Raw genomic sequence first — 26,450 nt, 5'->3', positions numbered from 1 at the left:
TCGACTATTCCCGTCTCGTTTGAGTCGGGCCTTGGCAAGACGAGATGCATTCAGAGTCATCCCACCATGTTCATTCCAGATACGTCGATCAGCGAATTCATCTCCATCTCCACGCATGTAGCGCCTTCGGTGCTCAAGACGACGGGGGGAGACTTCATGTTGACCTGGCATCTGGGAGGGCTGCCGTTCGTCGGCCGCGAGGAGTGGGAGATCGAGCATCGCCACAACACGTTCAACCGGATGCTGCAGACATTGCGCGCGCCGGACTTCGCCAACGTGGCCTTCTGGGTGCACGATGTGCGCCGCCGCCGCCGCATCAAATCGAAGGGCCAGTTCCGCCAGAAGTTCAATCAGGAGCTTTCGGAACAATACTACGGCGCGCTTTCCTCGCAGAAGATCATGCAAAACGAACTGTATCTGAGCATGATCTATCGCCCTGTGGTCACTGGCAAACGGCTGATGGACAAATCGTCCAATATCGCGCAGCTGCAGACCGAGCAAGACCAGGCGATTGCCAAGATCCTGGAGTTGGCCGGCAACGTCGAAGCCGTGTTGAAGGACTATTCGCCTTACCGGCTCAGCATGTACGAAGCCAGCAATGGCGTCGTGTTCTCCGAAGCGCTTGAGTTCTTCGGCTATCTCATCAATCGCATCGACGAGCCGGTGCCGGTGCTGCAGGCGCCGGTTCCCGCGTACCTTCCGGTCAGCAAGCACATGTTCGCCAACAAGACCGGCGATTATGTGATCAAGACGCCTGAGGGCGTAAATCATTTCGGCGCCATTTTGAACATCAAGGAATATACCGACGCGACCTATCCCGGCATCCTGAATGGCCTGAAATACCTCGATTTCGAGTATGTGACGACCCACTCCTTCAGCCCGATGGGGCGCCACGACGCGCTGAAGGTGCTGGATCGGACCAAGGGCATGATGATCTCGTCGGGCGACAAGGCGGTCAGCCAGATCCACGAACTGGACCTGGCGATGGACCAGCTGTCGTCGGGCAACTTCGTGCTGGGCGAATACCATTTCACCATCGCCGTCTATGCCGACACCCAGGAAAAACTGTCGCAGCAGATCGCGACCACCCGTGCCGAGTTATCCAATGCCGGGTTCGTCTCCACCAAGGAGGATCTGGCCATCGCGTCGTCCTTCTACGCGCAGCTTCCGGGCAACTGGAAGTACCGCACGCGTCTGGCCAACGTCAGTTCGCTGAATTTCCTTGGCCTGTCCCCGCTGCACAATTTCGCCCAGGGCAAGCGCGACAACAATCCCTGGGGCGAGTGCGTCACCACGCTGCAGACGACCAACGGCCAACCGTACTATTTCAATTTCCACGCCACGCACCCGGCGGAGAATTCGCTGGGCGAAAAAGCCATCGCCAATACCATGGTCATCGGCAAGTCGGGGACGGGCAAGACCGCACTGATCAACTTCCTGCTCAGCCAGGTGCAGAAGTTCGACCCGATCCCGACCATCTTCTTCTTCGACAAGGACCACGGCGCAGAAATCTTCGTGCGCGCCTGCGGCGGCAACTATCTGGCCCTGGAGAACGGCCGCCCCACCGGTTTCAACCCGTTCCAGTGCGAGCGCAGCGAGGCCAACGTGCAGTTCCTGGCCGACCTGATCAAGGTCCTGGCGGGCAAGATCGAGTACACCTCGCGCGAAGAGGAAGACATCTTCCGCGGCGTGGAAGGCATGCTGGATACGCCGATGCACTTGCGCAGCATGACCAACTACCGCAAGAGCCTGCCCAACATGGGCGACGACGGCCTGTATGCGCGCATGCGCAAGTGGACTGCGGGCAATTCTCACGGTTGGGTATTCGACAACCCGGTGGATACCATCAATCTGGAGAAGGCCAGCATCATCGGCTTCGACTACACCGACGTCATCGACAATCCGGAAGTGCGCGTACCGGTGATCAACTACCTGTTGCACCGGCTGGAGGCCTTGATCGACGGGCGTCCGCTGATCTACGTGATGGACGAGTTCTGGAAGATCCTGGACGGCAAAGGCGGCCTCAAGGAGTTCGCCAAGAACAAGCAGAAGACCATTCGTAAGCAGAACGGCCTGGGTATCTTCGCTACGCAAAGCCCGGAAGACGCGCTGGCCAGCGACATTTCGGCGGCGCTGGTCGAGCAGACCGCCACGATGATCCTGCTGCCGAATCCGAACGCGAGCAAGGAAGACTACATGGAGGGCCTCAAGCTGACCGAGGCCGAGTACCAGGTGGTCGTCAACCTGGACGAGCGCTCGCGCTGTTTCCTGGTCAAGCAGGGCCACGGCTCGTCCATCTGCCAGCTCAATCTGCGCGGTATGGACGATGCGCTGGCCGTCATTTCGGCGTCCACCGACAACATCGAGATCATGCACCAGGTGCTCGAGCAAACAGCCAAGGCGCATGGCGTGGTGCCCGATGATCTAAGGCCCGAGCAATGGCTCAGCGAATTTTATGCCAAGCGCAAGGGTTCCGGAAAATCGGCATCCGGGAAGGCGTCGTCTTCGGATAGCCGCGGTGCTGCGACAGTCGTCTGACGGCGCCCGTTTGGATCGTGATCACTATGTTTTCCTGAAAGTTCAGTGTTGAGGTGTTTATGGACAGGACTATGAAATCTTTCAATCGGTTCGGCATCGTCTTTGCTTTGGTCGCGCTGTGTGCGCTGGCGCCTGTCACTGCGCTTGCGCAGTGGGAGGTGATCGACAATGGTCAGATTAAGGAAAACAAGGCAAATACCAATACGTTGGATGGAAAGCTCGACAAGGTCCGTGCCGATCACCAGATTGGCAATAGCACGGGCGAAAAACCGAGCGGCGAAGAGGGCGAGAAGCCGAAAGAGAAGCTCGTAAAGGTCGACGACAACTATGGTGTTTCCGATTGTGCGAGCACCACGTCGGGCACGTCTGTTTCCAGCGAACAACAGCAGACCTGCGAACTCATCCAGCGCACACGCAACTCGCAGTACAACTACATGGTGGCGATGTACGACATCACGGAGAAGAGACTGCAGCGATTGCGCGATATAGAAAAAGAGCGCACCGAGCTCGAGCCAGAACAGATCGGCAAGCTCGAAGACAACACCAACAAGCTGATCGCGCTGAAAACCCTGATGGACATCGACCGCCAACAGACCGAGGCGGCCATGTTCGCCTACGAGAAGCGTCTGGCATTCCTGACCCAAGTGCAGTCGGCTGGAGCCTGGGCGGCGATGAACGGCAAGAAGGCGCCGTCGGCGACGACGACCGGGGGCGGTGGCTTGTTCGAAGGGTTTGCCGGGTTGGGCGATTTCGCGAGCAAGTTGGTTGGCGGCGCGGTGATGGCTGGATCGTTGGAAGCCCTCAAGTCGTCGCGTCCCGACGATTTCAAGCGATTGAGCATCGATGAATAATTCGTATTGTGCCGGTTCCTTTTGAAAGGGGCCGGTTTGCAGGAATAACGCTCAGCGATGAGCGCCTCGCGCTATGGAGCAGTCATGGATTTTTTGCAGAATTTAGGCAACTACGCGTTCTTCACGCTGATCAACGATTTCTTGCGTGACGAGATCGACTATTTCCAATGGTCGCTGCTGATCCGGATGTCGTGGTGGGTGACGCTGACGGCGATGAGCGCGCTGACGCTATGGGTGCTGTTGAAGGGTTACCGGATAGTGACCGGGCAATCGCGCGAGTTCGCGATGGATCTGGTGGTGACGGCGCTGCGTTCGTTGCTGATCATTGGCGTGGCGATGAGCATGGTGTCTGCGGCCAGGCCAGGGGCGAGCCAGGGCGACAGCATGATGAGCGGTCTGTACTGGAAGCTGACCGATGGGTTGAGCAGCGCGATCGTGAAGACGGTGACGGGGAACTCGGACAGTCCGTACAAGGAGATCGACAAGAACCTTGCGCTGATGCAGGTGGCGATGACCAGCATCGACCAGATCAATACGGCGGGGGACCCGGAGCGGGCGAAGGAGAAGGACCGGGCGCGGTTGTTCACGGGGATCGGGATGGCAGGACCAGGGGTGATCGGTGGTTCGCTGCTATTGCTGAACAAGCTGGCGATGGCGTTGTTCATCGGGTTTGGGCCGCTGTTCATCCTGTGCCTGCTATTTGATGCGACGAAGTCGTTGTTCCAGAAGTGGCTGTTGTACGGGATTGGGACGATGTTTTCGTTGGCGGTGCTGAGTTTCACGGTGAGCCTGGCGACGAAGGTGGTCAGTGCGGTGGCGGCGGGTTTTTTGGCGAGGTGGGTGGTGTCCAACGGCACGGGCGAGGGTGTGAGCAGCATGGCGTTGCAGCAGGGAGGGATCGGCTTGGTGTTGAGTACGCTGATCCTGACAGCGCCGCCGATGGCGGCGGCGTTCTTTCAGGGCACGCTGGGGCAGTTCAACGCGTATTCGGCGTTTGGCCAGGTGGGCAAGGATCCGGCGTCGGGGCAGCCTTATGCGCCGCAGGCGCCGGTGAGAACTGATCAGGCAAAATCGAATCTAAATACATTTAACAGTCAGATGCATATGAATAAAGGTGCTGAAAGTCAAGATCAGATAGCTCAAGCAGGAAGTCGTGGCGCACATGGAAATAAGGCCTAAAATTTTATGATTAATAAGATTTCTTATATTATTTTTGCGATTTCTGCATATTTTTTTTCCTCAAATATATTTGGGCAGACTCGCTGTGCGGTTGGAACCCCGGCGGGAAGTGCGCATTGCATTCCCGATGACGAGGGTTCTGCACCTCCCCGCGCAACAGGGGAGTGGATTAAGACATGGGGTGCGGTAGTTAATTCTGTTAAAGTAAATGAAGGGTGGAGTTCCGTTGGTAAATTTAGCGAAGAAGATGCGCGGAATGATGCATTAAATAAGTGTTATTCATCTGGGGCGAATGATTGCTCAGTGCAAGCTACCTATTTCAATCAATGCTTGGCTATCGTAGTTCCTATTGGTGGCGGTAGCGGAAATAGTTCTACCGGGAAGGATGAGGCGATTGCTAGTAAGCGTGCATTGGATGATTGTAAAAAAAGAGTCGGTTTGCAGTGCTCGGTTTTATTTGCGGAATGTACCAATCCATTTTTTAAGAAATATTCTGATTAGCCCTGACCTTCAGCCAGCAGTCGCAGGATCTGCGCTTATCACGCCATCGCGCAAGGCAACTACGCAAGACGTTATCTGGCCGAGGCGGCCTACCGTTTCAATCGCCGATTCTGCCTGCGCGAGATGCTGCCACGACTCGCCACGGCGATGATGCGATGCAAACCCTGTCCAGAGCCGGTTCTGCGTGCGGCGAGCAATTTCCACAGCTGAGAGTCAGGGCTAATCAGGAGAAATATTGAATTTCGCTTGTCGTAGTTGATTTCGGACTGAAGGCCGAGTCGCCGATCCAGATGTCGTAATAGGTGACGTTGACGGCGATGAGCGAGCTGAGGCTGTGGTGCTGAGTTTCACGGTGAGCCTGGCGACGAAGGTGGTCAGTGCGGTGGCGGCGGGTTTTTTGGCGAGGTGGGTGGTGTCCAACGGCACGGGCGAGGGTGTGAGCAGCATGGCGTTGCAGCAGGGAGGGATCGGCTTGGTGTTGAGTACGCTGATCCTGACAGCGCCGCCGATGGCGGCGGCGTTCTTTCAGGGCACGCTGGGGCAGTTCAACGCGTATTCGGCGTTTGGCCAGGTGGGCAAGGATCCGGCGTCGGGGCAGCCTTATGCGCCGCAGGCGCCGGTGAGGGTGGAAGGTGCGAACCACACCAATGCAAATAGCACTGGTGGGAATAATTATGTAAATGTAAATAAAGATGTTGGCGGGCAGACTCAAATCGCGGCTCCTGGAAGTCGTGGCGCCCATGACAGTAGGGTTTCGTAATTATGAATAAGAAAGCTATTGAGCCATTATTTTTTTTGATTTTTCTACTATATTTTTCCCCCTTAAGTTCATTTGCGCAAACGCGTTGCCCAGTTGGAGGCCAGGTGGGAAGTGCACAGTGTCTCCCTGACGAAGACGGGGCAGCGCCCCCTCGCCCCACTGGGGAATGGATTAAGACATGGGGTGCATTAGTAAGCTCTAATAAAGCGGGCGGGGCCTGGTCATCTAAAGGAAAATTTACTGAGAATGAAGCTCGTCAAGATGCTTTGAATAGATGTTATTCAACTGGTGTCTCAGATTGCTCTGTAGATGCAACATATTTCAATCAGTGTATTGCCGCTGCCGCGTCTAATGAGCTTGGAGTCGATTTTAATACGGGGAAGGATGAAGGCATTGCAGGAAAAAGAGCGTTATCTGATTGTGAAAAAAGATCCAAGTCAATATGCTCAGTTAAGTTTACGGAGTGCACTGATCCAATTTTTAGAAAATACTAATCTCTGATGTGGTGACTGATATGTGGATTAACTCAAGTTTGGAGAAAGTGCTTGTTCTTCTTATAGCTATTTCTTCGGCTGCGTGTGGCAGGATGGACCTGCATGCTCAGGAAAATATGGATGAAAGAAACGATGCTGACACTCGTGGAGCTAGTTCACCAGGAAAATTGACTTCTGGTCTCTCATCTAGTTCGGCGCAAAAGCAAGCCCAAGCCGCGCATGAGAACGATCAACTGCTCGAGAAAGCACTAGACGAACCCGCTCAACAAAAGCGTGCCGATCTGGCATCGCAAGTTCGTTTGCGATCTTCCTACAAGGATTGTGTTAAAAACTCCGCTGGTGTCACCCCAGCCCTACTTGATTGCAATGCTGAAGAATATCGCTATCAAGATGCACGTTTGAATAAGTTATATAATGAGCGCATGTTGGATCTCGCTAAGTCGCAGCAGTCTGGTTTGCGAGAAAAGCAACGAAAATGGATCAAGTCACGCGATAAGCTGTGTAATCTCGGCGGGAGCCTTGGTGGTGGCCAGGCTGAAGCGCTTGAGCGAAGTAGCTGTCATTTGAACGTGACGGTGAAACGTGGTGATGAGTTGGAGGCTGGTGCTTTATAGCTTGGCGTAGATATAGTCTTCCAAAATAATTTACAAGGAGTTGAAAGCCATGTCGACGACAGTGGATGGATGGAGCCTCGGAATGACGTCATCTCGTTACGAGAGTGGTGGTCGAGGGGCAGGTACTATTTCGAGTGGCAGAGGCGATCATGGAGGAGTCTCTTACGGGACATATCAGCTCTCCACCTCCCAAGGGACATTGGTAGAGTATTTGGACAGCTCGCGCTATAGTTCGCAGCTTGCGGGCTTGTCCCCAAATAGTGAGGCTTTCAACGCTCGGTGGCGCCAGTTGGCAAATGGCGATCCTAGTTTCGGTCAGGATCAGCACGATTTCATCCGTCGAACGCATTATGATCCCCAGGTATCACGACTTGCTGCAGCAGGAATAGATCTACATGATCGCGGCCCAGCAGTTCAAGATGCACTATGGAGTACGTCTGTACAGTTCCGAGATTTGACCCCTGGAATATTCCAGCGTGGACTCTCGGAAAAGTTCGGAGACAGCTACCAAATTTCGGCTTTATCTGATCGGCAAATAGTTGAGGCGGTGCAGGATTATAAGTATTCCCATACTGATCGTCTATTCAAAAGCTCACCAACACAATGGGACTCACTTCGTGAGCGTGCTCTCAACGAAAAGCAAGATTTGACCGAACTTGCCGAGGGTCGGCTTCCTGCTGTACGACACGGACATGCCAATGCTGCGCGTGATCCACTATCGGATGGCCGACTTGTATCCGGCGAACACGGCGAAGCCGTCAAGCAGATGCAGGGCCAGCTAACGCAACTCGGCCTGACCGGTCGCGATGGCATGCCCCTGCATCCAGACGGCGACTTCGGCCCTAACACACGCCATGCAGTGGAGCAGTTCCAACGCGAACATGGTTTGCAGGTGGACGGCGTTGTCGGCCGTAATACCCGCGCGGCGCTTGATCGAGCAGTGGCGCAGCATGCTCCGGCGCAGCAAGCCGCAACGCATCAGGCCGCGGCTGCAGCGCCATTGCTGTCCGATCCCGGCCATCCGCAGCACGCGCTGTACACAGGCGCCGTGCGCCAGCTGGAAGGGTTGGGCGAGGAGCGCGCTGGCTTCGCCAACCGCCAGGCCTTGGAGCAGGCCGCTGGGCAGATGGCGTTCGAGGCCAAGGTCAGCGGTCTTGAGCGGATAGACCATGTGGTGCCGAGCAAGGACGGCTGCGGCCTGATCGGAGTGCAGGGCGAATTGAACGATCCGGCGATGCGCCGGGTGTACGTGGATCGCGAGCAGGCGCAGGTACAGTCGTTGCAAGAGAGTACGCGGCAGATGACCGAGGAAGTGCAGCGACAGGCGCAGACACAGCAGGTCGAGTCGAGAGAGCCGGTCGCGATGTCGCATTTGGGTTGAGCAGCGCGATCGTGAAGACGGTGACGGGGAACTCGGACAGTCCGTACAAGGAGATCGACAAGAACCTTGCGCTGATGCAGGTGGCGATGACCAGCATCGACCAGATCAATACGGCGGGGGACCCGGAGCGGGCGAAGGAGAAGGACCGGGCGCGGTTGTTCACGGGGATCGGGATGGCAGGACCAGGGGTGATCGGTGGTTCGCTGCTATTGCTGAACAAGCTGGCGATGGCGTTGTTCATCGGGTTTGGGCCGCTGTTCATCCTGTGCCTGCTATTTGATGCGACGAAGTCGTTGTTCCAGAAGTGGCTGTTGTACGGGATTGGGACGATGTTTTCGTTGGCGGTGCTGAGTTTCACGGTGAGCCTGGCGACGAAGGTGGTCAGTGCGGTGGCGGCGGGTTTTTTGGCGAGGTGGGTGGTGTCCAACGGCACGGGCGAGGGTGTGAGCAGCATGGCGTTGCAGCAGGGAGGGATCGGCTTGGTGTTGAGTACGCTGATCCTGACAGCGCCGCCGATGGCGGCGGCGTTCTTTCAGGGCACGCTGGGGCAGTTCAACGCGTATTCGGCGTTTGGCCAGGTGGGCAAGGATCCGGCGTCGGGGCAGCCTTATGCGCCGCAGGCGCCGGGAAGGGTTGAGCAAACGGGCATGGATAACACGAGTAATTCAGACATGGGTAAATACGCAAATGCGAACAGAGGGGTCGACGGCCAGAACCAAGTTGCTCTGCCTGGTAGTCGTGGTGCCCATGGGAATAATGTTTAGGTTTTTTATGAATAAAAAAATATCTTATATTTCTATTTCTATTTCTATTTCTGTCATGGCGTGCTTTTCTTTATCAGACGTGTCTGGGCAGACTCGCTGCCCAGTTGGAGTTCAGACGGGAAGCGCGCAATGCCTCCCAGATGAGGAGGGTTCTGCACCTCCGCGTCCCACTGGGGAGTGGATTAAAACATGGGGTGCATTAGTTAGCTCTAATCAAGGCCACGGAGCATGGACATCCAAAGGGAAATTTACCGAGGATGAAGCCAGGCAGGATGCTTTAGGTAGATGCCATTCAACTGGCTTATCCGACTGTACTGTGGATGCAACTTATTTTAATCAATGTGTGGCTGTTGTAAGCTCATTTCAGCGTGAGCTTTCCATTGCTAAAGCAAAGGATGAGTCTATTGCCGGAAAGGCTGCATTGATGGATTGTCAGAAAAGAGGTAATTCGCAATGCACTGTTGAATTTTCTGATTGTACCGATCCTTTTTTTAGAAAATTCTAGGTTATATCAGATTGTGGGTGATTTTTATTTATTATTTTTGGTGAGATGTATGAAAATAGTTTCTCTTGTTGTGTTGCCACTCTTTTGCAGCTCTTTTTTACTTGTGGGATGTGTTTCGCAAGTGGAATCGGTGCCCGTTGAAATCCAGAAGGGTGAAATTGCTGCATCAAATAAGATTCAATCTAAGGAGCCAGCTACTCTACCTGATAGCTCAAAGGATTCTGTTGCCGCGGTGGTTCCTGTTGGTTTAAAAGAGGGGATGGCCTACGGCGATTTGCGTAGTATATTGATATCTGGAAATTGGGTGCCAAAGTCGCATCCTGATTGCAAGCGTAGCGTCATAGGCGCTGATTTTGACAAGGTTTGTTCTTCAGATCCGAATCTCTGCAAGGAGTGCGATGATCTCCCTGAGCTCAGTGAATGCAGTGGTGATGGCCATTGTCTGATGGAGTTTTCTGATGCTGGGGGGCGGCAAGTATTGACTGTCGCTACTTATGGCGATATTAAAGATGCCAAGGTCGAAAGTGAAGAATCGGGTTTGCGTGTATCTTGGTGGGATGCGAAATCGAAGAAATAAATCGTCTGTTGCTGTCGTTTGATGCACTATCACAGGAGGTGTTATGAATAGTCCTTTGGCTGATTTGATTCAGCGTGGCGAGTCGGGGCGCACTAACTACAATGCCTACAATCGTGGGACATATGTAGGGAGTGATAGTCGGGAACATGTCCGCGGAAGTGATGGGCCTTTGGACTTTTCGAGCATGACTTTGGGGCAGGTCATGGAGGCACAGTCTCTACCTAATGGCGATGCACAACGATTGTTTGCTGTAGGCCGTTATCAAGTCATCCCTGCGACGATGGCCAGAGCAGCCAGCTCACTTGAGCTGGATCGTTCTGAGACGTTTTCTAATGAGATGCAAGATAAAGTATTCTCGGATTATCTCATCTCCGATAAGCGTCCGGATGTTCGCAACTATATTGTTGGGGCCGATGGCTCCAGTTTGCAGGCTGCTCAGAAAGCGCTGTCTCAAGAATGGGCAAGTGTTGCTAATCCCGATACCGGGAAAAGCTATTATGACAAGTCAGGTGGTGCAAATCATGCATCTATCAACGCGGCGGAGACGGCCCAGGCGCTGAACGCGATGCGGCAGTCATACGCGAAAGCGATCGAAAGCGGTCTATCGCCGGATGCTGCGTGGCAGCAGATCAACTCCCAGCCTGCGCAACAGTTGTCGGCACCATCCCATTCCCAACGTGCTGAACCGATGGCCGATGGCAAGCTTGAACAAGGCGAACACGGCGACGCCGTCAAGCAGATGCAGGGCCAGCTAACGCAGCTCTGCCTGACCGGTCGCGACGGCAAACCCCTGCATCCAGACGGCGACTTCGGCCCTAACACGCGCCATGCAGTGGAGCAGTTCCAGCGCGAACATGGTTTGCAGGTGGACGGCGTTGTCGGCCGCAATACCCGCGCGGCGCTTGATCGAGCAGTAGCGCAGCATGCTCCTGCACAGGCAGTGCCTGCTCAACAAGCTGTTGCTGCTCCGTTGCTATCTGATCCAAGCCACCCGCAGCATGCCTTGTACTCTGGTTCGGTGCGCGAACTGGAAAAGCTCGGCGAGCGCGCTGGCTTCGCCAACCGCCAGGCCTTGGAGCAGGCCGCTGGGCAGATGGCGTTCGAGGCCAAGGTCAGCGGTCTTGAGCGGATAGACCATGTGGTGCCGAGCAAGGACGGCCGCGGCCTGATCGGAGTGCAGGGCGAATTGAACGATCCGGCGATGCGCCGGGTGTACGTGGATCGCGAGCAGGCGCAGGTACAGTCGTTGCAAGAGAGTACGCGGCAGATGACCGAGGAAGTGCAGCGACAGGCGCAGACACAGCAGGTCGAGTCGAGAGAGCCGGTCGCGATGTCGCGTTAGGCGCTGGCGGGATAAATGGGTTCCAAGGGAGTGGGTCGAATGAAACAGTTGCTGCTTTGCGTGTCGTTCTGTTTGGCTGGTAACGCACTGGCGCAGTCGGTTAATGCGCCGCAGGAAACTCTGCGGTATCGAGATAATGATCCGTTCGTATTTTGCACCGAGGGCCAGAAAAATCCGGATAAGTGCTGGATGCCGTTGCCGCCCTACACGGGCAACTACATGACGATGCCGTATTGCCAGCCGGTTGATCCCTATGGCAAGCCCTGGACGCCACAGGATTACGATTCGTTGGGGCAATACCAGCGGGTGTGTCCGCGTGCGCTGAAATCAGGCAGTTGGACGGGACCAAAGCCCGCCAACATGTCGCCGACGGCGCATTGAGCGTCGGTGGCGACGCCGATGGCGCGGCACTGGCCATGCTGATCCCGGATCGGCGCCAGCGAGTCGCATAACTCTGCGATCCTCTATGATCGCTGCTGATCCGGATGTCGTGGTGGGTGACGCTGACGGCGATGAGCGCGCTGACGCTATGGGTGCTGTTGAAGGGTTACCCGATAGTGATCGGGCAATCGCGCGAGTTCGCGATCGGGGGCACGCGAACTCGGGGCACGATCAGTATGCTCAGAACAGAGGATTTGCGCAGTGCGTGGTCCTGTCGATGCTGTGCTGCAGCAATTTCACCATGCTGGATAGGCATGAGCACGGCTCCATATGGGCGCTCCGGTACAGGAATCGCTACACAGAAGGTATTCCACCGCTATAGCGCAATCCGATATGCCATTGCGCTCACGGCATACACCCGGCCTTGGTTGACACCGTTCGCAGATTACGAAAGCGTAAGCGCCTGATCGCGTGCCGGACCGCTCCGGCCGCGGCGCGGCGGGCGCCGCGCTCATCGTTCCTGGGAGGGAAGATCTTGCAAAAACAGTCCGCTGGCGTGTCCGCGCCGATTCGCAATGCGCTGGCCCCGGCCGCCGCGCTGGGCCTGCTGGCCCTGGCTGCGGCCGGCCCCGGCCACTCGGCGCCGGCCGCCGCCGTGTCCGCCGTGCCGCCGCCGGTCCATCCACAGCTGTGGCCGTCGCCGGCCTGGCCGCTGGCCGCCGATGCGGCGCTGGAAGCGCGCATTTCCAAGTTGATGGCGCAGATGACGGTGGAGCAGAAGGTCGGGCAGATCGTGCAGGGCGACATCGCCAGCATGACCCCGGACGAGGTGCGCAAGTACCACATCGGCTCGGTGCTGGCCGGCGGCAATTCCGATCCCGGCGGCAAGTACGACGCCAGTCCGGCGCAGTGGCTGAAGCTGGCCGACGCCTACTACGCGGCGTCGATGGACAAGGGCAACGGCGGCCTGGCGATCCCGATCATCTTCGGCATCGATGCGGTGCACGGGCAGAGCAACATCGTCGGCGCCACGCTGTTCCCGCACAACATCGGCCTGGGCGCCACGCGCGACCCGGAGCTGATGCGCAAGATCGGCGCGGTGACCGCGGCCGAGACCCGCACCACCGGCATGGAGTGGACCTTCGCGCCGACCGTGGCGGTGCCGCAGGACGATCGCTGGGGCCGTACCTACGAGGGCTATTCCGAATCGCCCGAGGTGGTCGCCAGCTTCGCCGGCAAGGTGGTCGAAGGCCTGCAGGGCGTGCCCGGGCAGCCCGGCTTCCTCGACGGCGCGCACGTGATCGCCTCGGTCAAGCATTTCCTCGGCGACGGCGGCACCACCGACGGCAAGGACCAGGGCGATACCCGGGTCAGCGAGCAGCAGCTGCGCGACATCCATGGCGCCGGCTATCCCCCGGCGATCGCCGCCGGTGCGCAGACGGTGATGGCCTCGTTCAACAGCTTCAACGGGGTCAAGATGCACGGCAACACGCCGATGCTGACCGACGTGCTGAAGGGGCAGATGCATTTCGGCGGCTTCGTGGTCGGCGACTGGAACGGCCATGGCCAGGTGCCCGGGTGCCGCAACGACGACTGTCCGGCCGCGTTCAATGCCGGCGTGGACATGCTGATGGCGCCGGACAGCTGGAAGGGCTATTACGAGAGCGCATTGCAGGCGGTCAAGTCGGGCGAGATCCCGATGACGCGGCTCGATGATGCGGTACGGCGCATCCTGCGGGTGAAGCTGCGGCTGGGCCTGTTCGAGGCCGGCAAGCCGTCGCAGCGTCCGCTCGGCGGCAAGTTCGAGCTGCTCGGCGCGCCCGAGCATCGCGCGGTCGCGCGGCAGGCGGTGCGCGAGTCGCTGGTGCTGCTGAAGAACCAGAAGCAGCTGCTGCCGCTGAAGCCGCAGAGCAAGTTGCTGGTCGCTGGCGACGGCGCCAACGACATGGGCAAGCAGTCCGGCGGCTGGACGTTGAATTGGCAGGGCACCGGTACCAAGCGCGCCGACTACCCGAACGGCAATACGATCTGGGAAGGCCTGCAGGCGCAGGTCAAGGCCGCCGGCGGCAGCGCCGAGCTGGCGATCGACGGCAAGTACCAGGACAAACCGGACGTGGCGGTGGTGGTGTTCGGCGAGAACCCCTACGCCGAGTTCCAGGGCGACATCGCCACGCTGCTGTACAAGCCGGGCGACGACAGCGACCTGCAGCTGATCAAGAAGCTCAAGGCCGAGGGCATTCCGGTGGTGGCGGTGTTCCTGAGCGGGCGTCCGCTGTGGGTGAATCGCGAGATCAACGCCGCCGACGCCTTCGTCGCCGCGTGGCTGCCAGGTTCGGAAGGCGGCGGTATCGCCGACGTGCTGCTGCGCAAGCCCGATGGCGGCATCCAGTACGATTTCCACGGCAAGCTCAGCTTCTCCTGGCCGCGCACCGCCACCCAGTACGCCAACAACGTCGGGCAGAAGAACTACAACCCGCAGTTCGCGTTCGGCGATGGCCTGCGCTACGCCGACAAGGGCGATCTGACCCGGTTGTCCGAAGTCTCCGGCGTGTCCGGCGCGCAGGCGGTGGGCGGGGTGTATTTCGAACGCGGCAGGCCCGCGGCGGGCATCAACATGGTCCTGCAGGGCGCCAGCCAGGCCAATCTGCCGGCGGTGACGCCGCCGGCGGCGTTGGCCGACGGGTCGCTCAAGCTCACCGCGATCGACCACAAGGCGCAGGAGGATGCGCGCCGCCTGCAGTGGTCGGGCAAGGGCAAGGCGGGCATGGCGCTGGTGCTGCCCAGGCCGCTGGACGTGTCGCGCGAGAGCAACGGCGACGTGCAGCTGATCCTGACCTTGAAGGTGGATGCGGCGCCGAGCGGCACGACCCGCATCGGCGTGGCCTGCGGTAATGGCTGTACGGCGGCGCAGGTCGATCTGGGCAAGGCCTTGGCGGCGCTGCCCAAGGGCGAATGGCGCACGCTGGGGGTGCCGTTGAAGTGCTTCAGCGTCGCCGGCGCCGATGTGTCCAGGCTGGAGCGGCTGCCGGTGATCGAGAGCGACGGCACGCTGGACCTGGCGCTGTCGCGGATCGCGCTGGGCGCCAGCAACGACGCGCAGAGCGTGGTCGATTGCGCGGTGCGCTGAGCGGCTTGCCAAGGATGCGTTACCGCCCGCGGCTGCGCTCGGGCATTCAAGCATCCGATTTGTACGAACCCTCAGCAATCCCCTGTGGGAGGGGCTTCAGCGCCGACGGTAGGCCGGCAAAGCTGGTCGCGGCTGAAGTCCCTCCCGCAACAGCCCGCCCTCCGAAGCGGGTTTGTCTCCAGCGCCTGATTGCCGAAGGTCGGCGCCAATCAGGCGCAAGTCATCCCTGTCCCGGCGGGACGGGTTCATCGATACACAGGCGAAAGGGCCGCGGCCCGTGGGAGAAGTGCAGTGGGTCTGGCGACATTGGATATTGCGATCGTATTGGTCTACCTGACGGGCATCTTCGTGCTCGCGCAGTGGGTATCGCGGGAAAAGGCCGGGCACAGCAAGAGCGCCGAGGACTACTTCCTGGCCGGCAAGACCCTGCCGTGGTGGGCGATCGGCGCATCGCTGATCGCGGCCAACATCTCCGCCGAGCAGATCATCGGCATGGCCGGTTCCGGCTATGCGATCGGCCTGGCGATCGCGTCCTACGAATGGATGGCGGCGCTGACCCTGCTGATCGTCGGCAAGTTCTTCCTGCCGATCTTCCTGCGCAACGGCATCTACACCATGCCGCAGTTCCTGGAGCAGCGTTACGGCAAGTGGATCCGCACGTTGATGGCCGTGTTCTGGCTGCTGCTGTACGTGTTCGTCAACCTGACCTCGATCCTGTGGCTGGGCTCGATCGCAGTGAGCCAGGTCACCGGCATGGATCAGTCCCTGGCGCTGGCCCTGATCGGCGTGTTCGCGCTGGTCTACCAGCTGTACGGCGGGCTCAAGGCGGTGGCGCTGACCGACATCGTGCAGGTCACCTTGCTGGTGCTGGGCGGGCTGCTGGTCGCCGGGCTGACGCTGTCGCGCATCGGCGACGGTGCCGGCATGCTGGCCGGCTTCAAGCATCTGTGGAATGCGCATCCGGAACACTTCCACATGATCCTGTCCAAGGACAACCCGTTCTACAAGGACCTGCCGGGCCTGAGCGTGCTGCTGGGCGGGCTGTGGGTGATGAACATCAGCTACTGGGGCTTCAACCAGTACATCATCCAGCGCGCGCTGGCCGCAAAAAACCTCGGCGAGGCGCAGAAGGGCATCGTGTTCGCCGCGTTCCTGAAGCTGCTGATGCCGTTGGTGATCGTGGTGCCGGGCATCGCCGCGGTGGTGCTGGCGCCGGATCTGGCCAAGCCCGACCAGGCCTATCCGACCATGATGCAGTTGCTGCCCAGCGGCGTGCTCGGCCTGGTGTTCGCCGCGCTGGTGGCGGCGATCGTGGCCTCGCTGGCGTCGAAGATCAATTCGGTGGCGACGATCTTCACCCTGGACTTCTACGCCAAGTTCCGCCCGCAGACCGAACAGAAGCACCTCGTGCGGGTGGGCCGCATCGCCGCGGTGGCGTCGGTGCTGATCGGCATCCTCACCGCGCGGCCGTTGCTGGGCAACTTCGACCAGGGCTTCCAGTTCATCCAGGAATTCACCGGCTTCTTCACCCCGGGCGTGGTGGTGATCTTCATGCTCGGGCTGTTCTGGAAGCGCGCCAACGAAGCCGGCGCGCTGACCGCGGCGATCGGGTCGGTGGTGCTGTCGTTCGCGCTCAAGATACTGTGGCCGGCGCTGCCGTTCATGGACCGGATCGGGCTGGTATTCGTGCTGTCGTTGCTGCTGGCGATCGTGGTGTCGCTGGCGACGCCCCCGGCGCCAGCGCGCGACACGATCCGCACCGACGATGTGGCTTACGCCACTTCGATCAGCTTCAAGGTCGGTGCGCTGGGCGTGCTTGCGATCCTGATCGCGCTGTATGCCGCATTCTGGTGAGACCGCGCGCGGGGCTCGCGCGACAGTGACGATGGCGCGCGTGCCGGACGATGGTCGTCGCGCGATCGGCAGACAGTGCGCCGCGACTGGACGCTGCCGCCGTGCGCGCAGGACAGGCGTGGCATGCCCGCGTTCGCGCAAGCGCACGGCAGCGTTGCCGGCGTCGGTTCCCGAATAGGTCGCACCACTGGCGAGTTTGCGCAATGCGCGGCTGCGCCGCGGACGATGGCGGCCACAGGATGTGTGCTCTCGCTGCCAGCGCCGGCTGCAGTGCCCGAAAACCGTGACGCTCATTGCGAATTGCGCCGGCGCCCAGGCGCATAGGCAGGAATATCCATAGAGCGTGACGTACACCGCTCCATTGATGCCGATTGCTCGTGAGAATCGGACTCGACGTCCTTGCAGGCTCCTTGCCTGCATCGCACGCAGGGGGCAGGTCGTTCATGCTGGTGGATTTTTCGCCATGCAGTTCCTTGTTGCACGACGGTCTGGCTTTGCTTCGGTCCTGGGGAGGACCTGCCGTCCAACGGGGAGATACGCGTCATGAAGTCCATACGGCGTCTGCTGGCCGCCATGCTGTTGTTGTGTGCCGGGGGAATGGCTGTCGCCGGTAGTGCGGTCGCCGGAATCCACGTTTCAGGGGCGCAGCTCAAGGAAGGCAACGGCACGCCACTGGTGCTGCGCGGGGTCAACCTGCCGCATGCGTGGTATCCGGACCGCAGCCTTGCCACGATCGACGCCATTGCCGGCGAAGGCGCCAACAGCGTGCGTGTGGTGCTCAGTTCCGGTGCGCGCTGGAAACGCACGCCGTTGTCGCAGGTGGCCGATATCATCGCGCGCTGCAAGCGGGCAGGCCTGATCGCGGTGCTGGAAGTGCACGACACCACCGGCTACGGCGAGGATGGCGCGGCCGCCTCGCTGAACAATGCCGCCGACTACTGGGTGAGCATCCGCAATGCGCTGATCGGCCAGGAAGATTACGTCATCGTCAACATCGGCAACGAACCGTTCGGCAACCGGTTTACCCCCAGCGAATGGGTCAATGGCCATGCCGCGGCGATCAAGAAGATGCGCAATGCCGGCCTCGCCAACGCGTTGATGGTGGATGCGCCGAACTGGGGCCAGGACTGGCGGTTCTACATGCGCGACAACGCCGCGGTGCTGCTTGCCAAGGATCCGCGCAAGAACGTGATGTTCAGCGTGCACATGTACGAGGTGTTCTCCACCGCCGCGAAGGTGGATGCCTACATGCGGCGTTTTCGCGACCAGAATCTGACGTTGGTGGTCGGCGAGTTTGCCGCCGACCACAAGGGCGCAGCGGTCGACGAAGGCGCGATCATGGCGCGCGCGCAGGCCTATGGTATCGGCTATATGGGCTGGTCGTGGTCGGGCAACGATGCCAGTACGCGCTCGCTGGATGTCGTCCTGGACTGGAACAGTAACCGCCTGAGCCGCTGGGGAACGATTCTGTTGGAGAGCAGCAATGGCATCTTGATGACCGCACGGCGCGCATCGGTGTTCGCCGCCGTGACCACCGCCAGCACCGCCGCCGCTCTGGGCTGCGGCAGCAGCAACGGTTATCCGGTCTGTTGCAGCGCTGTCGCGTCCGATCCGGACGGCGATGGCTGGGGCTGGGAAAACCAGCGCAGCTGTGTGGTGCTGGACGCCGGCTAGGAGTCTGTCGGACTTGGCTGGTCGAGGCGGGAACCCGCACGGACGGATTTGCAGCCCGGCCAGGTCAAGTCCGACGGACTCCTAGCCCCTCTCCCCCTCGGGAGAGGGGTTGGGGTGAGGGTCCGGCGCGAAAGCGTCTCGGCTGAGTAGGGATGCACGAGGCTGCGCCCGTACCCTCATCCGGCCCTGCGGGCCACCTTCTCCCGTGGGGAGAAGGGAACGGCCGCTAGCGGCAGCCGCCGCGCGTGGTGGGCGATCCCGTCGCACGGAGCGGGGCCGGGTGGGCGCTATGCGCGTCAGCGTGGGCGCCACGGCATGGCCAGCCAGGCGTCCAGCGCCGCCGCCGGCATCGGCCGCGCGATCCAGTAGCCCTGGCCCTCGTCGCAGCCCCACGCGCACAGCATGGCGTAGGCCGCCTCGGTCTCGATGCCTTCGGCCACCACCTGCTGGCCGAAATCGTGGCCGAGCCGGATCATCGACGGCACGATCATGCAGTCCTTGCGGCTGCCCGGCAGCGAGCGGATGAAGGACTGGTCGATCTTCAGCGCGTTGGCGGGGATGCGCTTGAGGTAGCTGAGGTTGCTGTAGCCGCTGCCGAAGTCGTCGATGGCGATCTTCACCCCCAGCGCGCTGATCTCCTGCAGCTGTTCGGCCACGCGCTGCGGATGCCGGATCATCGCGCTTTCGGTGAACTCGATCTCGATGCGGCCCGGTTCCAGCGCATGCCGCGCCAGCAGCTCGCGCAGCGTGGCGATGAAGTCGGCCTGTTCCAGATCCACCGCCGACACGTTCAGCGAGACGCTGAAGCGACGCCCCTGCTGCTGCCACAGCGCGGCCTGGGCGATGCCGGCCTGCAGCACCCAGGCGGTGACCCGGCTCATCAGCGCGGTCTTTTCCGCCAGCGGGATGAATTCGTTGGGCGCGACGCTGCCGAGCAGCGGATGCTGCCAGCGCAGCAGCGCCTCCACGCCGACGCATTCGCCGCTGCGCAGGCTGACCCGCGGCTGGTAGTGCAGGCTCAGCTGCTCGCGTGCGCTCAGCGCCTCCGGCAACGCGGCCAGGATGCGGAACGCGTTGCGCTGGCTGGCGTCGTGGCTGCGCTCGTACAGGCTCCATGGCAGGCCGCGCTGGCGCGCCATGTCCACCGCGGTGGTCAGCGAGCGCAGCGTATGGTTGGCGCTCAACGCGCCGTCCAGGCGCACCGCGCCGATCGACGGCGTCGCGGCGTGCGGAATGCTCTGGTGGTCGATCGCCTCGGCGAAGGCGCTGCACACGCGCTCGCAGCGCTGCGCCAGCTGCGCCGGGTCGTTGCCCTCCACCACGAAGGCGAAACTGGTGGTGTCGATGCGGTAGGCCGGTCGCCCGTCCAGGGCTTGCAGCAGGCGGTCGCGGGTGGCCAGCAGGTAGCCCTCGGCGTATTCCCAGCCCAGGGCCTTGACCATGTCGCGGAAGTACTCGCTGCCGCAGACGTCGATTGCCACGCCGGTGTCGTGCTGGTCCGCGCTCTGCAGCGACAGCCACATGGTCAGGTCTTCGTTGAAGCGGCTGCGGTTGGGCAGGCCAGTCAGCGCATCGACGAAGCCGGTGTTGCGCAGGGTCTCGATCCGCAGCAGCAGCAGGTCGCGCAGTTGCTGCAGGGTCTGCCGCGATGGCGCATCGAATTCGCTGCGCGGTTCGCTGTCGATCACGCACAGCGTGCCCAGGCCGGTGCCGTCAGCCAGCAGCAACGGCGCGCCGGCGTAGAAGCGGATGAACGGCGGCCCGGTGACCAGCGGGTTGTCGCGAAAGCGCGGATCCTGCCGCGCATCGGCCACCACCAGCAGCTCGGGGCTGTGGATCGCATGCGCGCAGAAGGCCTGGCTGCGCGGCGTCTGCGCCGCCTCCAGGCCGACCCGGGACTTGAACCACTGGCGCTGCTCGTCGAACAGCGAAACCAGCGCGATCGGCGTGCGCAGGGTGCGCGCGGCCAGCTGGGTGATCAGGTCGAAGGCGCGGTCGGGCGGGGTGTCGAGCAGGCACAGCTGGCGCAGGGTGGCCAGCCTCTTCGGTTCGTCGGGCAGCGGCGGGGGAGAGGATGGCGTCATGCCAGGTTAGCGGCGCGCGGCAAGACGACTTGAACCGCTGGCGGCGAAATGCGCACGAGGCGAACAGCTTCAGGTCGGGGAAGTGAAGGCGATGTGGACGCCGATGCAATCGCGGCGTCGGACGCGGCGTCCGACGCGCCGCCCAAGCCCGCTCAGCGCGGCGGGTTGCGCTGCGGGCCGGGCTGCGGACTGGGGCGCTTGGCCAGCTTGCGTTGCAGCGAGCGGCGGTGCATGCCGAGCAGGCGCGCGGCCGCCGAGACGTTGCCGCCGGTCTCGTGCATGGCTTGCTGGATGTGCTCCCACTGCAGTCGGCTCAGCGGGGTCATCGCGTCCGGCAGTTCGATGCCGTCGTCGTCGTCCGCACTCTCCGCCTCCAGGCTCAACGCGCGCAGGATCATCTGCACCGTGGCCGGCTTGGGCAGGTAGTCGTCGGCGCCGAGCTTGATCGCCTCCACCGCGGTGGCGATGCTGGCGTAGCCGGTGACCAGCAGGATGCGCATGTCGGCGCGGATCGCGCGCAGCGGCTGGATCAGGGCCAGGCCGGATTCGTCGCCGAGCTTGAGGTCGATCAACGCGTAGTCCGGCGGCGTCGCCGTGGCCAGCGCCAGCGCCGCGGCGCCGCTGTCGGCGGTCAGCGTCTCCAGCCCGCGGCGGGCGAGGGTGCGTTGCAGGGTGCGCAGGTATAGCGGGTCGTCGTCGACCAGCAGGCCCAGCGGGGCATCGGTGCTCATGCGGGCGTCTCCAGGGCGAGCAGCGGCAGGCGGAAACCGACCCGCGCGCCATGGTCCGGCGCCGGCTGGGTCCACAGTTCGCCGCCCAGGCGTTCGATGGTGGCATGCGACAGCGCCAGGCCCACGCCCATGCTGTCGGGCTTGCCGCTGCGGAACAGGGTCGCCGGCAGCGCGACCTGGTTGGCGTCGAAGCCGCCGCCGTAGTCGCGGACCTCGCCGACCAGTTCGCTGCCGGTGACCCGCACGCTCAGGTCCACCTGCGGATGGCCGGCGCGTTCGCCGGCATCGGCGGCGTTGTTCAGCAGCACCTGCAGCAGGTGGCCGATCGCGCTCTCCAGGCGCAGCTGCAGCGGCGCGTCGTCGTTGCGGCGCAGCTGCACGGTCGGGCGCACCAGTTGCCACTGGTGCAGCACGTGCGCCAGCGCCACCGTGCCGCCGCCGGCGCGCTGCGCCGGTGCGGCCAGCGCCAGCACCCGTTCGCGGCACTGCACCAGCAGTTCGCGCAGGGTTTCCAGGTCCTCGCGCAGTTCCGGCTGTTCGCTCTGCTCGACGATGTCGTCGGTGAGCAGGGTCATCGTCGCCAGCGGCGTGTTCAGCTCGTGCGCGACCGAGGCGGCATGGGTGGCCAGGGCGACGATGCCCTCGTTGCGGGTGAAGCGCTCGCGCAGCAGCGCCAGCTCGCGTTCGCGTTCGCGCAGCGCCAGCGCCAGGCGGGTGGAGAACACCAGCACCACGATGGTCGACAGCAGGAAGTTGGCGGCCATGCCCCAGCGCTGCAGGTCCAAGGCCTGGTGCGGGCCGCGCGGCAGCGGCAGGCCGAACAGCGCGCTGACCGCGTAGCCGGCCACGCAGGCCACCGCCACCGCCAGCGCCCAGCGCAGCGGCAGGGCCAGCGCGGCCAGCGCGATCAGCACCAGGAACAGCGAGCCGAAGGCGTTGCCGATGCCGCCGCTCCAGCCGACCATCCAGGTCAGTACGGTCACGTCGACCAGGATGTGGCCGAAGGCGGTGGCCGGCGCCGTGGAGTCGGCATGGCGCAGGCGCAGCTGCGCATACAGGTTGAACAGGGCCAGCGCGGCCACGCCCGACCACAGCGGCGCCTGCGGCAATGGCAAGCGCATCGCCCAGGTCGCGACCAGGATCGTCGCCGCCTGCCCGGCGGTGGCCAGCCAGCGCAGGCTGCACAGGGTGCGCAGGAACGAGGCGTCGGTGGAGTTCATGGCGCGCATCGTATGCGCTGGCGCGCGCGGCTGTCTGCGACAAACCGTCGCAGTGCCCGGCGCGCCGCTGAACCCGGCAGTGCCGTGGGGTGGGGCGCGGATGCCCGCACACGCTAAAATGCGCGCATGTACGACGCCGTCAGCCGACCCACCCCCCCCTCCGACGCCGCGCCCTGGGCGCGCCGTTCCACCCAGCCGGTCCGCGTCGGAGGTGTCGTCGTGGGCGGCGGCAAGCCGATCGTGGTGCAGTCGATGACCAACACCGACACCGCCGACGTGGCCTCCTCGGTCAAGCAGGTCGCCGAGTTGTGGCGCGCCGGTTCGGAGCTGGTGCGGCTGACCGTCAACAACGCCGAGTCGGCCGCGGCGATCCCGCGTATCGTCGACAAGCTGCGGATGATGGGCATCGAGGTGCCGCTGATCGGCGACTTCCATTACAACGGACACCAGCTGCTGGCCGCCGAACCGGCCTGTGCGCAGGCGCTGGCCAAGTACCGGATCAACCCCGGCAACGTCGGCTTCGGCAAGAAGAAGGACACCCAGTTCGCGCAGCTGATCGCGTTCGCGCTGCAGTACGACAAGCCGGTGCGCATCGGCGCCAACTGGGGCTCGCTGGACCAGGCCCTGGCGGCGCAGCTGATGGATGAGAATTCGCGCCGCGAGACGCCGTGGGATGCCGGCCGCGTGCTGCGCGAGGCGCTGATCCGCTCGGCGCTGGATTCGGCCGAGCGCGCGGTGGAACTGGGCCTGGGCCGCGACCGCATCGTGCTCAGCTGCAAGGTCAGCGGCGTGCAGGAATTGATCGCGGTATACCGCGACCTGGCGCAGCGCTCGGATTTCGCGCTGCACCTGGGCCTGACCGAGGCCGGCATCGGCAGCAAGGGCATCGTCGCCTCCAGCGCGGCGCTGGCGGTGCTGATGCAGGAAGGCATCGGCGACACCATCCGCATCTCGCTGACGCCCGAGCCGGGCCAGTCGCGCACGCAGGAGGTGATCGTCGCCCAGGAACTGCTGCAGACCACCGGCCAGCGCGCCTTCACCCCGCTGGTCACCGCCTGCCCGGGCTGCGGCCGCACCACCTCCGAGTTCTTCCAGGAACTGGCCAAGGTGGTGCAGAACCACGTCCGCGCGAAGATGCCGGAGTGGAAGGTGAGCCATCCCGGCGCCGAGAACATGACCCTGGCGGTGATGGGCTGCGTGGTCAACGGCCCGGGCGAATCGCGCCATGCCAACATCGGCATCTCGCTGCCAGGCACCGGCGAGGCGCCGTCGGCGCCGGTGTTCGTCGATGGCGAAAAGACCGTCACCCTGCGTGGCGAGAACATCGCCCACGAGTTCGTCGCGCTGATCGACCAGTACGTCGAAACCAAGTATGTCCGCCGCGCCGGGTGAGACCCCGGCCGAGCGCGCCGCCGGCGTGCGTCATTGGTTGCGCCGCAACGCCTGGCGCATCGGCCTGCTGTTCGCCGGCGTGTTGCTGCCGCTGGGCGTATTCGCGGCGCTGGCCGACGAGGTCCACGAACTGGAGAACGTCTACTTCGACGAGCCGCTGCTGTGGAGCATGCGCGCGCTGGCCTCGCCGGGCGGGGACCGGTTCTTCAGCGTCGTCACCGAGGCCGGCTACCAGTACGGGGTGATCCCGCTGGACACGCTGATCGTGCTGCTGTTGCTGGGCCTGCGGCGCTGGCGCGAGGCCATGTTCGCCGGGTTCTCGTTCGTCGGCTCGGCGCTGTTGAACATGGGCGCCAAGCAGTTCTTCCAGCGCGACCGGCCCAGCCTGTGGGAGTCGATCGCGCCGGAGCACACCTTCAGTTTCCCCAGCGGCCACGCGATGGGCTCGATGACCCTGGCCGCGGTGCTGATCGCGCTGGCCTGGCGCACCCGCTGGCGCTGGCCGGTGCTGCTGCTGGCCAGCGTATTCGCGCTGCTGGTCGGCGTGTCGCGGATCTACCTGGGCGTGCATTACCCCTCCGACATCCTTGGCGGCTGGTGCGCGGCGCTGGTCTGGGTGCTCGGGCTGTACCTGCTGATGTTCCGCGGCGAACGGCGTCCGCGCTGGCGACATCGGCGCCCTGCGGCGGCCGATGCCGGTTGAGTTCGCTCACGCGGTGGGGGAGGGACTTCGGTCCTGATCCATTACCGGCGAGGCCTCGTCGGGACTGAAGTCCCTCGCACATGCCGCCAGTGCGCCGCGGCGCGCTATGCCAGGCTGTGCAGCGCCGCCGCGCGCGCATGCAGCGCGGCGGTATCGAACAGCGGCAGCTGCGCGTCGGCGGCGCCGACCAGCAGCGCGATCTCGGTGCAGCCCAGGATCACCGCCTCGGCGCCTCGCGCCTGCAGCGCCGCGATCACCTCGCGGTAGCGCGCCCGCGAGGCGTCGCGGATCACGCCCTGGCACAGTTCGTCGTAGATGATGCGGTGCACCTGTTCGCGCTCCTGAGGATCCGGCACCAGCACCTGGAAGCCGCGCCGCTGCAGCCGCTCGCGGTAGAAGTCCTGTTCCATCGTGAAGCGGGTGCCGAGCAGCCCGACCCGGGTCACCCCGGCCGCCTGCAACGCATCGGCGGTGGCGTCGGCGATATGCAGCAGCGGCAGCGGCACCGCCGCGGCGATCGCGTCGGCGACGCGGTGCATGGTGTTCGTGCACAGCACCAGGAAATCGGCGCCGCCGGCCTGCAACGCACGCGCCGCGGCCGCCATCGCCGCGCCGGCCGCGTCCCAGTCGCCGGCCTGCTGCAGCTGCTCGATCGCGTGGAAGTCCACGCTGTACAGCAGCAGCCTGGCCGAATGCAGCCCGCCCAGCTGCGCGCGGACCGTCTCGTTGATGTGCCGGTAGTAGGGCAGGGTGGATTCCCAGCTCATGCCGCCGATCAGGCCGATGGTCTTCATGCCGTCCTCCACGCTTGGACCGCTCGCCGGGTGCGAGCGTCGATGATCGCGTAGTGTCGCCGGTTCGTGCGCGGTGCGCGAGCGCCATGCCGGCATGGCCGGGCAGGCGCGCTCACTGGCCCGGCGTGGCCGCCGCGGTGGCCGCTGCGCTGGCCGCGCGCCGCGCCAGCAGCGCCTCGCGGTGGGCGATGTAGGCGTTGGCGCCGAGGATGATCAGCGCGCCGAGCGCGGTCCAGCGGTCGGGCGCCTCGTCGAACAGCCACCAGCCGAACACGGTCACCAGCGGCAACTGCATGAAGCTGATCGGGGTCAGCGCCGAGACTTCGCCGATGCGCAGCGCGCGCGTCCACAGCAGTTGTCCCAGGGTGCCGAACAGGCCGGTGGCCAGCAGCCACAGCCAGTCGATGCCGTGCGGCCAGGTCCAGGCGAACAAGGCCGGCAGCAGCGACATCGGCACCCAGAACGCGTAGGTGTAGAACACCACGGTGTTGGCCGCATCCACCCGCGCCAGTTGCTTGATCTGGATCGCCACCAGCGCGCCCATCACCGCCGCCAGCAGCGCGACCAGGGTGCCGGCGCTGAACGTGGCCGCGCCGGGGCGCAGGATGATCAGCACGCCGACGAAGCCGCACAGCACCGCCATCCAGCGCCGCAGGCGCACGTTCTCGCCCAGCCAGAACGCCGCGGCCAGGGCCACGAACAGCGGCGTGGAATAGGACAGCGCGATCGCCTGCGACAGCGGCAGGTGGCCGATCGCCCAGAATCCGGCCAGCATCGACACCAGGCCGATCGCGGTGCGCAGCAGATAGCGCGGCAGCTGCGCGGTACGCGGCAGCGGCTGGCCGGGGCGCAGCAGCATTGGCAGCAGGAACAGCAGGCCGAACAGGTTGCGGAAGAAGGCGATCTGCACCGTGGCCAGGTGCGCGGAGGCCAGCCGGATCGCCACCACCATCAGCCCGAACGACAGCGTGCTGGCCAGCATCA

22 protein-coding genes and 2 pseudogenes are annotated in these 26,450 nt (G+C 62.8%); 19 read left to right on the top strand and 5 right to left on the bottom strand.

Going from position 1 to position 26,450, the window contains the following annotated elements; all coding sequences use genetic code 11:
• The first annotated feature begins 66 nt into the window (after window positions 1-66).
• From FZ025_RS00490 to FZ025_RS00410, 17 genes and pseudogenes are all read left to right on the top strand, one after another.
• Entirely contained in the window at window positions 67-2,538 is a 2,472-nt protein-coding gene (locus tag FZ025_RS00490; protein WP_046980757.1) for a VirB4 family type IV secretion/conjugal transfer ATPase, read from the top strand.
• A 71-nt stretch (window positions 2,539-2,609) separates the two neighbouring features.
• Window positions 2,610-3,389 (top strand): hypothetical protein, encoded by a 780-nt coding sequence (locus FZ025_RS00485; RefSeq protein ID WP_053057338.1) that lies wholly within the window; start codon window positions 2,610-2,612, stop codon window positions 3,387-3,389.
• A gap of 84 nt (window positions 3,390-3,473) precedes the next feature.
• Window positions 3,474-4,568, top strand: coding sequence for a TrbL/VirB6 family protein (locus tag FZ025_RS00480; protein ID WP_158185503.1), 1,095 nt, complete (start codon window positions 3,474-3,476; stop codon window positions 4,566-4,568).
• Window positions 4,569-4,574: 6 nt separating this feature from the next.
• Window positions 4,575-5,069, top strand: a complete 495-nt coding sequence (locus FZ025_RS00475) for a DUF4189 domain-containing protein (protein WP_104559055.1) — start codon at window positions 4,575-4,577, stop codon at window positions 5,067-5,069.
• Window positions 5,070-5,105: 36 nt separating this feature from the next.
• Window positions 5,106-5,279: pseudogene (locus tag FZ025_RS00470) on the top strand (IS1595 family transposase); the annotation flags it as partial.
• 127 nt (window positions 5,280-5,406) lie between these two features.
• Entirely contained in the window at window positions 5,407-5,829 is a 423-nt protein-coding gene (locus tag FZ025_RS00465; RefSeq protein ID WP_341873198.1) for a hypothetical protein, read from the top strand.
• A gap of 2 nt (window positions 5,830-5,831) precedes the next feature.
• A complete protein-coding gene (locus tag FZ025_RS00460; protein WP_104559056.1) occupies window positions 5,832-6,323 on the top strand; it encodes a DUF4189 domain-containing protein in 492 nt (163 codons plus the stop codon).
• Window positions 6,324-6,331: 8 nt separating this feature from the next.
• On the top strand, window positions 6,332-6,937 hold the full coding sequence (locus tag FZ025_RS00455; protein WP_244292428.1) for a lysozyme inhibitor LprI family protein: 606 nt from the start codon (window positions 6,332-6,334) through the stop codon (window positions 6,935-6,937).
• Window positions 6,938-6,986: 49 nt separating this feature from the next.
• Window positions 6,987-8,183, top strand: a pseudogene (locus FZ025_RS00450) (VgrG-related protein); the annotation flags it as partial.
• A complete protein-coding gene (locus FZ025_RS00445) occupies window positions 8,156-9,082 on the top strand; it encodes a type IV secretion system protein (RefSeq protein ID WP_386269909.1) in 927 nt (308 codons plus the stop codon). The pseudogene FZ025_RS00450 and the gene FZ025_RS00445, both read left to right, overlap by 28 nt.
• A gap of 7 nt (window positions 9,083-9,089) precedes the next feature.
• The gene (locus FZ025_RS00440) at window positions 9,090-9,587 is read left to right on the top strand and encodes a DUF4189 domain-containing protein (protein ID WP_104558341.1); all 498 of its coding nucleotides are present in this window, start codon (window positions 9,090-9,092) and stop codon (window positions 9,585-9,587) included.
• Entirely contained in the window at window positions 9,544-10,164 is a 621-nt protein-coding gene (locus FZ025_RS00435; RefSeq protein WP_146093523.1) for a hypothetical protein, read from the top strand. Before FZ025_RS00440 ends, FZ025_RS00435 begins: the two co-directional genes overlap by 44 nt.
• Before the next feature lie 43 nt (window positions 10,165-10,207).
• Window positions 10,208-11,506 (top strand): peptidoglycan-binding domain-containing protein, encoded by a 1,299-nt coding sequence (locus tag FZ025_RS22125; protein WP_244292427.1) that lies wholly within the window; start codon window positions 10,208-10,210, stop codon window positions 11,504-11,506.
• A 39-nt stretch (window positions 11,507-11,545) separates the two neighbouring features.
• A complete protein-coding gene (locus tag FZ025_RS00425; protein ID WP_146093522.1) occupies window positions 11,546-11,887 on the top strand; it encodes a hypothetical protein in 342 nt (113 codons plus the stop codon).
• Between the two features lie 535 nt (window positions 11,888-12,422).
• On the top strand, window positions 12,423-15,014 hold the full coding sequence (locus FZ025_RS00420; protein WP_104558326.1) for a glycoside hydrolase family 3 protein: 2,592 nt from the start codon (window positions 12,423-12,425) through the stop codon (window positions 15,012-15,014).
• A 291-nt stretch (window positions 15,015-15,305) separates the two neighbouring features.
• Window positions 15,306-16,868: a sodium/sugar symporter gene (locus FZ025_RS00415; protein WP_104558325.1), complete on the top strand. Its 1,563-nt coding sequence runs from the start codon at window positions 15,306-15,308 to the stop codon at window positions 16,866-16,868.
• Window positions 16,869-17,411: 543 nt separating this feature from the next.
• The gene (locus FZ025_RS00410) at window positions 17,412-18,542 is read left to right on the top strand and encodes a cellulase family glycosylhydrolase (RefSeq protein WP_104558340.1); all 1,131 of its coding nucleotides are present in this window, start codon (window positions 17,412-17,414) and stop codon (window positions 18,540-18,542) included.
• A 296-nt stretch (window positions 18,543-18,838) separates the two neighbouring features.
• On the opposite strand, the gene FZ025_RS00405 is transcribed toward FZ025_RS00410, so the two are convergent.
• From FZ025_RS00405 to FZ025_RS00395, 3 genes are all read right to left on the bottom strand, one after another.
• Window positions 18,839-20,626, bottom strand: a complete 1,788-nt coding sequence (locus FZ025_RS00405) for a sensor domain-containing phosphodiesterase (protein WP_046978651.1) — start codon at window positions 20,624-20,626, stop codon at window positions 18,839-18,841.
• A gap of 152 nt (window positions 20,627-20,778) precedes the next feature.
• A complete protein-coding gene (locus tag FZ025_RS00400; RefSeq protein WP_046978650.1) occupies window positions 20,779-21,357 on the bottom strand; it encodes a response regulator transcription factor in 579 nt (192 codons plus the stop codon).
• Window positions 21,354-22,577 carry an ATP-binding protein gene (locus tag FZ025_RS00395; RefSeq protein WP_104558324.1) on the bottom strand — a complete coding sequence of 408 codons (1,224 nt, stop codon included), beginning with the start codon at window positions 22,575-22,577 and terminating at the stop codon, window positions 21,354-21,356. Before FZ025_RS00395 ends, FZ025_RS00400 begins: the two co-directional genes overlap by 4 nt.
• A 126-nt stretch (window positions 22,578-22,703) precedes the next feature.
• On the opposite strand from FZ025_RS00395, the gene ispG reads away from it, so the two are divergent.
• Together ispG and FZ025_RS00385 are read left to right on the top strand one after the other, a co-directional pair.
• On the top strand, window positions 22,704-23,969 hold the full coding sequence (gene ispG / locus FZ025_RS00390; RefSeq protein WP_046978648.1) for a flavodoxin-dependent (E)-4-hydroxy-3-methylbut-2-enyl-diphosphate synthase: 1,266 nt from the start codon (window positions 22,704-22,706) through the stop codon (window positions 23,967-23,969).
• A complete protein-coding gene (locus tag FZ025_RS00385; protein ID WP_046978647.1) occupies window positions 23,950-24,672 on the top strand; it encodes a phosphatase PAP2 family protein in 723 nt (240 codons plus the stop codon). Before ispG ends, FZ025_RS00385 begins: the two co-directional genes overlap by 20 nt.
• A 104-nt stretch (window positions 24,673-24,776) precedes the next feature.
• Here FZ025_RS00385 and FZ025_RS00380 read toward each other — a convergent pair whose 3' ends face one another.
• Together FZ025_RS00380 and FZ025_RS00375 are read right to left on the bottom strand one after the other, a co-directional pair.
• The gene (locus FZ025_RS00380) at window positions 24,777-25,466 is read right to left on the bottom strand and encodes an aspartate/glutamate racemase family protein (protein WP_046978646.1); all 690 of its coding nucleotides are present in this window, start codon (window positions 25,464-25,466) and stop codon (window positions 24,777-24,779) included.
• A gap of 112 nt (window positions 25,467-25,578) precedes the next feature.
• Window positions 25,579-26,448 (bottom strand): DMT family transporter, encoded by an 870-nt coding sequence (locus FZ025_RS00375; RefSeq protein ID WP_046978653.1) that lies wholly within the window; start codon window positions 26,446-26,448, stop codon window positions 25,579-25,581.
• Window positions 26,449-26,450 lie beyond the last annotated feature (2 nt).

Origin of the sequence: Xanthomonas hyacinthi, assembly GCF_009769165.1 — a bacterium.
Classification (GTDB): Bacteria; Pseudomonadota; Gammaproteobacteria; order Xanthomonadales; family Xanthomonadaceae; genus Xanthomonas_A; species Xanthomonas_A hyacinthi.
The sequence above is the reverse complement of the archived record's forward strand: the minus strand, read 5'-3'. Positions and strand labels throughout refer to the sequence as shown.